Origin of the sequence: Bradyrhizobium sp., assembly GCF_052389815.1 — a bacterium.
In the GTDB taxonomy this organism is placed as follows: Bacteria; Pseudomonadota; Alphaproteobacteria; order Rhizobiales; family Xanthobacteraceae; genus Bradyrhizobium.
In genome coordinates, this window is record NZ_JBQTHN010000175.1 from 1 (window position 1) to 7,295 (window position 7,295).

General features: G+C 62.6%; 9 protein-coding genes. 2 read left to right on the forward strand and 7 right to left on the reverse strand.

Annotated features, from left to right (window positions below):
- Positions 1-120 precede the first annotated feature (120 nt).
- The 4 genes from ACT4OC_RS25725 to ACT4OC_RS25740 form a co-directional block, all read right to left on the reverse strand.
- Positions 121-1,221, reverse strand: a complete 1,101-nt coding sequence (locus ACT4OC_RS25725; protein WP_444841856.1) for an ABC transporter ATP-binding protein — start codon at positions 1,219-1,221, stop codon at positions 121-123.
- A 7-nt stretch (positions 1,222-1,228) separates the two neighbouring features.
- Positions 1,229-2,140, reverse strand: a complete 912-nt coding sequence (locus tag ACT4OC_RS25730; protein WP_444841857.1) for a carbohydrate ABC transporter permease — start codon at positions 2,138-2,140, stop codon at positions 1,229-1,231.
- The gene (locus ACT4OC_RS25735) at positions 2,140-3,078 is read right to left on the reverse strand and encodes a carbohydrate ABC transporter permease (protein WP_444841858.1); all 939 of its coding nucleotides are present in this window, start codon (positions 3,076-3,078) and stop codon (positions 2,140-2,142) included. The genes ACT4OC_RS25730 and ACT4OC_RS25735 overlap by 1 nt, the downstream gene beginning before the upstream one ends.
- 102 nt (positions 3,079-3,180) lie before the next feature.
- Complete coding sequence (locus ACT4OC_RS25740) at positions 3,181-4,521, reverse strand: ABC transporter substrate-binding protein (protein WP_444841859.1); 1,341 nt, start codon at positions 4,519-4,521, stop codon at positions 3,181-3,183.
- Between the two features lie 470 nt (positions 4,522-4,991).
- On the opposite strand from ACT4OC_RS25740, the gene ACT4OC_RS25745 reads away from it, so the two are divergent.
- Positions 4,992-5,792 (forward strand): Spy/CpxP family protein refolding chaperone, encoded by an 801-nt coding sequence (locus ACT4OC_RS25745; RefSeq protein ID WP_444841860.1) that lies wholly within the window; start codon positions 4,992-4,994, stop codon positions 5,790-5,792.
- Positions 5,793-6,135: 343 nt separating this feature from the next.
- On the opposite strand, the gene ACT4OC_RS25750 is transcribed toward ACT4OC_RS25745, so the two are convergent.
- Positions 6,136-6,324, reverse strand: coding sequence for a hypothetical protein (locus tag ACT4OC_RS25750; RefSeq protein WP_444841864.1), 189 nt, complete (start codon positions 6,322-6,324; stop codon positions 6,136-6,138).
- Between ACT4OC_RS25750 and ACT4OC_RS25755 the strand changes: the two genes are divergently transcribed.
- Entirely contained in the window at positions 6,242-6,532 is a 291-nt protein-coding gene (locus ACT4OC_RS25755) for a PilZ domain-containing protein (RefSeq protein ID WP_444841863.1), read from the forward strand. The two genes, ACT4OC_RS25750 and ACT4OC_RS25755, sit on opposite strands and share 83 nt — an antisense overlap.
- A gap of 104 nt (positions 6,533-6,636) precedes the next feature.
- Here ACT4OC_RS25755 and ACT4OC_RS25760 read toward each other — a convergent pair whose 3' ends face one another.
- Complete coding sequence (locus ACT4OC_RS25760; protein ID WP_444841861.1) at positions 6,637-6,870, reverse strand: hypothetical protein; 234 nt, start codon at positions 6,868-6,870, stop codon at positions 6,637-6,639.
- 108 nt (positions 6,871-6,978) lie between these two features.
- The gene (locus ACT4OC_RS25765) at positions 6,979-7,158 is read right to left on the reverse strand and encodes a hypothetical protein (protein ID WP_444841862.1); all 180 of its coding nucleotides are present in this window, start codon (positions 7,156-7,158) and stop codon (positions 6,979-6,981) included.
- Positions 7,159-7,295: the final 137 nt, after the last annotated feature.

A 7,295-nucleotide genomic window follows, 5' to 3' on the forward strand; every position in this document is an offset into this window, starting at 1 on the left:
TTTTTATAACAAACGCCCCACCACAAAATATTGATCCATGTGTTTTCTTGGTTTTTACTTTCGCTCCCCACCGCGCGGCTTTTTTTGCGCTATTTTAAAATCCACTCCACTGGTGCGCCGTCAAAGGACGACGCCGGTCACCTCGTTTAGCAAATGCATGTTGTTGAGGTCCACAGCCAATCGGAGCGGGGCGCCATCCCGCGCGCCGGCATTGGGATTGACCCGGCCGCAGACCTGGGCGCCGTGCATGGTGAAATAGATCAGCGTCTCCATGCCCATCGGCTCGGTGACGTCGAGGACCGCGTCGAACGGCTCCACGCCGGGCTCGACATGCGCGCTCGCCTCGGTGACATGCTCGGGGCGAATGCCGAGCAGCAATTTGTCGGTACGCGGAATTTTCTGATAGCGCGCCGCGCGAGCCGGCGGCAGCGGAAAGGCGACCTTGTCGCTGAGGCGGATCTGCACCTTGCCGGCGGTATCCTCGAGCTGGCAGGGAATGAAGTTCATCGCGGGCGAGCCGATGAAGCTCGCGACGAACCGCGTCGCCGGATTGTGGTAGAGTTCGGTCGGCGTGCCGATCTGCTCGATCCGGCCGTGGTTCATCACGACGACGCGGTCGGCCAGCGTCATGGCCTCGACCTGGTCGTGGGTGACGTAGACAGTGGTGGTGCGTACCTTCTGGTGCACCTTCTTGATCTCGATTCGCATCTGCACGCGCAGCTTGGCGTCGAGGTTCGACAGCGGTTCGTCGAACAGGAACACCTTCGGGTTACGCACGATGGCCCTGCCCATGGCAACGCGCTGGCGCTGGCCGCCGGAGAGCTGCTTCGGCTTGCGGTCGATCAGCTCGACGATATCGAGCATGCGCGCGGCCTCGTCGACCCGTGTCTTGATCTCCGCCTTGGGATAGCGCTTCAGCCGCAGCCCGAACGACATGTTCTCCGCGACCGTCATGTGCGGATACAGCGCGTAGTTCTGGAACACCATCGCGATGTCGCGATCCTTCGGCGGCACGTCGTTCACGACGTCGCCGCCGATCAGGATGTCGCCGCCGGAGATATCCTCAAGGCCCGCGATCATCCGCAGCGTGGTGGACTTGCCGCAACCGGAGGGACCGACGAGGACGACGAATTCATGGTCGGCGATGTCGAGATCGATGCCGCGCACCGCCTCGACCTCGTCGTAACGCTTGACAACCTTGCGCAGATTTACTTCGGCCATGAGTCCCTCAACCCTTTGTCGCACCGGCGGTGAGGCCGGCAATGTAGTAGTCCATCAGGAAGGCGTAGATGATCAGCGGCGGGGCGGCGCCGAGCAGGGCGCCGGTCATGATCTGTCCCCAGTTGAAGACGTCGCCCTTGATAAGGGTGGTGATGATGCCGACCGGCATCACCAGCTGGTCCGTCGACGTTGTGAACACAAGCGGATACAGGAACTGCGCCCAGGAGACCGTGAAGGCGAAGATCGTCGCCGCGATCAGGCCGGGCAGCGCCACCGGGATGAATATCCGCGTCAACGTCTGGAACCACGAGGCGCCGTCGATGATGGCGGCTTCATCGAGCTCCTTCGGGATCGAGGCGAAATAGCCGATCATGATCCAGGTGCAGAACGGCACCGTCAGTGTAGGATACAGGATCAGCAGCACATACCACTTGTTGATGAGCTGGATGCCCGTCCAGTCGCCGACCACCGCGAACATCTTGAACAGCGGGATGAAGAGCAGCGTCTCGGGAATGAGATAGGTCAGGAACACGCCGGTCGCGAGCGTCGCCGAGCCCCAGAACCGCATCCGCGACAGCGCAAAGGCTGCCGGCACCGATATCAGCATGGTCAGGGTGACGACGAAGATGGAAACGATCGCCGAATTCCAGAAGAAGCGCAGGAACTGGTTCGACGTCAGCAGCGAGATGTAATTGTTCATGGTCGGATGAAACACCCACCACGGATTGGTCGCCGCCGAAATCTCCGCGCTGCTCTTCAGCGAGGTGATCAGCATGTAGACCGGCGGCGTCAGGAAGAAGATCGCAAAGATCACCAGGAAGAAATACGACCAGCGCAGCGCCCAGGCGCGGTCGCGGCTCATACTGCCGTACTTGACCTTGCGGGTCGGTGCGGCCTTGTCGACGGTCATCGTGGTCATCAGGCTTCATTCCCGCGTTTGTTGACGTCGCGCAGGATGAAGATCGCCGCGACCGCCAGGATCGGCACCATGAACAGGGAGACGCTGGCGCCGAGCGGAATGTCGCTGCCCTCGATGCCGACCCGGAATGCCCACGTCGCGAAGATATGGGTGTGGTCGAGCGGTCCGCCCGCGGTCAGGATGCGCACGATGTCGAAATTGGCAAACGTCACGATCAGCGAGAACAGCGTCGTGATCGCGATGATGTTGCGCATCATCGGCAGCGTCACGTACCAGATGCGCTGCCACCAGTTGGCGCCGTCGATGGCGGCGGCTTCGTAAAGCTGCTCCGGCACGGATTTCAGCGCCGCCAGATACATGATCATGAAGAACGGCGCGCCAACCCAGATGTTGACGAGAATCACCGAGAATCGCGCCCAACCGGCATCGCCGGTCCACGGGATCGGCCCTGCGCCGAACAGGCCGAGCGTGTAGTTGAACGCGCTGTAGGAGGGGTCGAACAGCCAGAGCCAGGCGAGCGTGCTCATCGCCGGCGGGATCACCCAGGGCACCAGCAGCATGCCGCGCCACTTGCGTTGGCCCTTGGCCGGAATGTTGTGGACGAAATGCGCAATGATGAAGCCGAGCAGCGCCTTGAACAGCACGGCCGTGATGGCGAAGATGCAGGATTGCTTCACGACCAGCCAGAACGTCTCGCGCTTGAACAGGAACTCGAAATTGCCGAAGCCGACGAAGCGCGCCATCGACTTGTTCAACGTCGCCAGGTGCAACGCGTAGAAAGCCGGGTAGATGACGAGGGTCGCGATCAGCAGGATCAGCGGCAGAGCCATCAGAAACGCAATAGTCGATTTGCGGTGGAGCACATTGTGCAGGCTGGAACGTTTGCGCGCGGCTTGCGCGGTACCGGCCCGGTTCGGCTGCAATGCGACGTCAGCCATGGTCTGTATTCACCTCTGTCACGTTTCTTGCTTATTCCGCCGTCGAATGCGGATGCGGAATGGCGGCCTGCGATTGGGCAGGCCGCCATGGTTCTCCGTCCGTCAGCTCCGCATGAAGCCTTCGCACTCGCCTTCGGCCCAGGCGAGCACCTTTTCCATCGCTTCGCCCTTCGAATAGCGCAGGCACATCTTGGTCAGCGTTGCCTGCGTATAGATCTGCTGCGCGATCTTCGGCGGCGCGGGTGACGCGGCGATCGACAGCGTCTGGTGGTTATGCGGGTTCGGATAGTGGTAGAGCGTGCCCTTCGGCGGCGTCTCGTCCTGCCAGACCTTCAGCGTGGTGAGCTTTTCGTAGCAGGGCAGGTCGTAGCCGCCGCTCGCCACGCACATCTTCTCGATCGCCGCCGGCTGCGAAAGCGCCCGGAGCACGCTCTTGGCCGCTTCCTTGTTCTTGGAGAACGCCCAGGTGCCCCAGAAGTAGCCGATGTAGGGCGCGTAGCGGCCCTTCGGCCCCGACGGGAAGCCGTGGGTCCAGCACTGCTCGGCGACCTGCGGCGCGTCGCGCTTGGCGACCGCCCAGGCGCTCGGCGGGTTCATGATCAGGGCGCCTCTGCCGGAGACCAGCCACTTGTTGTTGGACGAATCATCCCATGCCCCGGCGTCCGGCGGCAGGAACGCGATCAGCTTCTTGTAGTACTCCAGTGCCTGGCGCACCGCGTCGGTCTTGACGGTAAGGTTGCCCTTTTCATCGACGAGGGCTGCGCCAAAGGAATGGAAGAATGCGCCTGCCGTGTCGACATTGTCGCTGGTCTCGCCAAGTCCGATGCCGAACGGCACGCCGGCCTTGTGGCAAGCCTCGGCGGCCTTGAGGAAGGTATCGAGGGTCCAGCTATCTGCCTTGGGCGCCTGGCCGGCAGGGTACAGTGCCTGCACGTCGATGCCGGCGTGCTTCTTCATCAGATCGATACGCGAGCAGGGACCCTTGATCTGGCTGCCGACGCTCGCGGGAACCGCGTGCCATTTACCCTTCAGCTGGCCGAGATACTTCACGGTGCCGTTTGGCTCGCCGTTCTGCTTGATGAGGTCTCCCATGAGGTCGTTCATGGGTTCGAGATTTTCGGTATGCGCATGCGGCAACCAGGTCGGCATCGCCAGGATGTCGTGGCCGGACTTGGCCTGAGATTCGGCCGCGATGGTCAGCAGGATCTTGTTTCCCTGGCTCGGGATGTAGTCGATCGTAACGTCGACCTTTTCCTTCTCGGCCCAGGCGTTGACGATCTCGGTGGAAGCCTTGTTGGCGCCGGGAACCCAATGGTCCCAGAATCCGATCGAGAGCTTGCCGGCGGCATGGGCGCCGCGGACATAGGGTGCGGTGATCATCGCGGCGGATGTCATCGCAGTAGCAGCAACGAATTGTCGGCGAGAGAGCTTCTTCCGGGACATGACGTTTCCTCTTTGCTGAGCCAAATTCTTGCTCTTGTTTGTCTCCTTCCGCCCAGCGCCGGGTGTCGTCCATGCGATGTGGCGACGGAGATTTTTGTAGTGAGATCAGAGCAGAATTGTTTGCATCTGTCGAGAAAGCTGCTTCGCGGCCATCATTGAACTAACGTTGTGCCTCACCTTGCAGCGTTCCGCAGGTGCGATCGGCTGTTGATCGCGATCATCAATAATCTCCTTCAGGCATATTGCGCTGCACACGAGCAACCATGATCCGCAACCATCGGCGCTGCGGCCGTGGAGAGCCGTCAAACGCGGCGCGTAACTCTTTCGCCTCACAAGTGTTTCCATGAACGGAACCGGGACGCAGGCGGTGGACGAATTCGTCGAGGTGACGCTAATCTCCGGCGTTCGCAGATTCCCGCCGCAAAGGCCCGCACACGCCACGTACCCGGACAGACCGAGGAGACCGAATAATGATGAGTCCTGAACCGATCGCGCGCGCGCAATCGCGATTGCGTTTCGTCGCCGGCGCCGTTGCGGTGCTAGGTGTGGGCGTGCTGGTCGCCGCCGAGCCGGCGACGCTTCACGCACAGGGGCTGGTCGAGGGCGTGCAGAAGGGCGCCCGCGAGGGCAACAAGGCGGCCGGGCCGATCGGCGGCGTACTCGGCGGTGCGATCGGCGGCGTGGTCGGTGCGGTCGGCGGCGTGGTCGGCGCCGTCACCGGCGGCGGCAATCAGAATCAGAAGGGCGCGCCCGCACAATCCCCGGCGAAGCAGGATGCTGCCAAGCAGGATGCTGCAAAGGACGCTCCCAAGTCCGATGCGTCCAAGTCCGACGCGTCCAAGTCAAAGACGGCCAAGGCTACTGCCAAGGGCGCGAAGCAGCCGGCCGTGCTGACGCAGCCCGCGGCCCCGCAGCTTAGCGCCGAGCAGATCGTCGCCAGCAGCGACGCCAACATCGAGCGGATCAAGAAAGAGCTCAACCTGACCCCGGAGCAGGAGAAGCACTGGAGCGCCTTCAACAGCGCCATGCACTATCTCGGTCACAACGGCGCCGACCGGCTCAAGCTGCGCGTTGCGCGTGCCCAACGCGATCCGCCCGATGACATCATCGAGCAGATGCGCAACGAGGCACAATTCCTCAACGACCGCGCCGTGGACCAGCGCAACGTGGCCGATGCCGCCGATCCGCTGTTCGCGAGCCTCGACGACAAACAGAAGCAGTACTTCATCAACGAGATGGTGCGGCTGAGCCACGAGCGCGGGCTGGATTGATCGAGGCCGGGGCCGAGAAAATCCGGCTGCGCCGCCGCTGCGAATAGCCGGGCACCAATGCCCTGGGGTAGGTTGAGAGGCGCGGCACCCGGCTATCCTGCCGCAGCGGCGCGGCTCCCTCAATCTGCGTCCAATCATGATCAAACCCTGACGGACTCGCGCCCGAGTGATGGCTGACTTGGGGTCTTGTCAGGAACCTGAATTTCGCAGCGCAACTGTTGCGCCGGCGCATCGGAAAGGTGGAGGCGCGCCGGCACGGGCCGGCCAATTTGATGTCGAATGCGCGGCAGGACGACGGCCGCTACTTTCAATTGCGCGCTCTCCATGCCTCACGCTCCACGCATCATTGCGAGGCTGCCCGACCGGATTTTTCGCGCAGGGCGGCGCTCTTGAGCGCTTCTTTAAGGTTTGCCGCTAAGCTCGCCTCTTCGATGCCGAGATCATACGGAATGGAAGAGCGACGGAAATTTCCGCGAACCGATGTCAACGCGCCCGCCTTTGTCTCATTGGGGGGATCGGTGATGCGTTGCACCGTGCTCAACATTTCCGCCGAGGGTTGCGCCATCGAGGTCAGCGAGCCCGCTTTCGTGCCGCCACGCTTTCGCCTGGTGATGGCCGACGACCCCTCGATCGTCCGCGACTGCCGGATCGCCTGGATCCAGCAGAACCGGATCGGCCTGACCTTCGTCGAGGCGCCGGCCACCGCCACGCGCACATCCGCCGATCCGACGCCGGCCTGACCCTGCAATATTCCGCGCTGCCGGCCGCGGTTACCGTGGCACTGCTTGCGACGCGGACCGGGCGGATTGATGCCGTAGATCGGAACTCCGGAAAAGAGAGATCGTCAATCGCCGCTCAGCGCGTAGCTTTCCTGCAGCTCCTTCTCCAGGGCCGCAAAGCGCCGCTGGGCGCGCGGGGTCATGCGCCTTTGGGCCCTGGCCTCGACGACGGCGCGCCAGCCGAGCCTGGAATCGGGGATGACGGCCACCGACACCCCCCGCTGGAAATTGCGGTCGTCCTTCATCTGCTCGACGATCATCCAGGTCAGCTCGACGCTGGAAACGCGCTTCTTTGCCATGCTTCCCACCGCACTCGTCCTGACGAAACGCTAGCGCGCGCGGGGCCTTGCTGCCAACCACGGTAAGGTTGCAAAAGCCGCGGCGACGCACGCCGGCCAGCTTGCGGTTCAGGTGGCGAACAGACCGTCGAGCTCGGCGCGATCGAGCTTCTTGCCTTCGCTGTCGGTGACCGAGACATCCCAGCCTTCCTCGATCCAGATGCGCGCCTTGGCGGCGGCAATCAGGAGGCTGTTCCGTTCGCTGCGAACGGTCGTGTCATCCTTCTTTGCAACGATCCTGTAGCGCATCGATCACTCTCCCCAAGAAGCACAGGAGATCGTTGTCAATCGTTGCGACCCCAATTTGCCGAAGAGGTGGCGATTTGGAGATCGCGGAACTTGCTGCGTTGAGGTTGTGGACAAGTTCGCTGGAAGGTAGCGAGCGC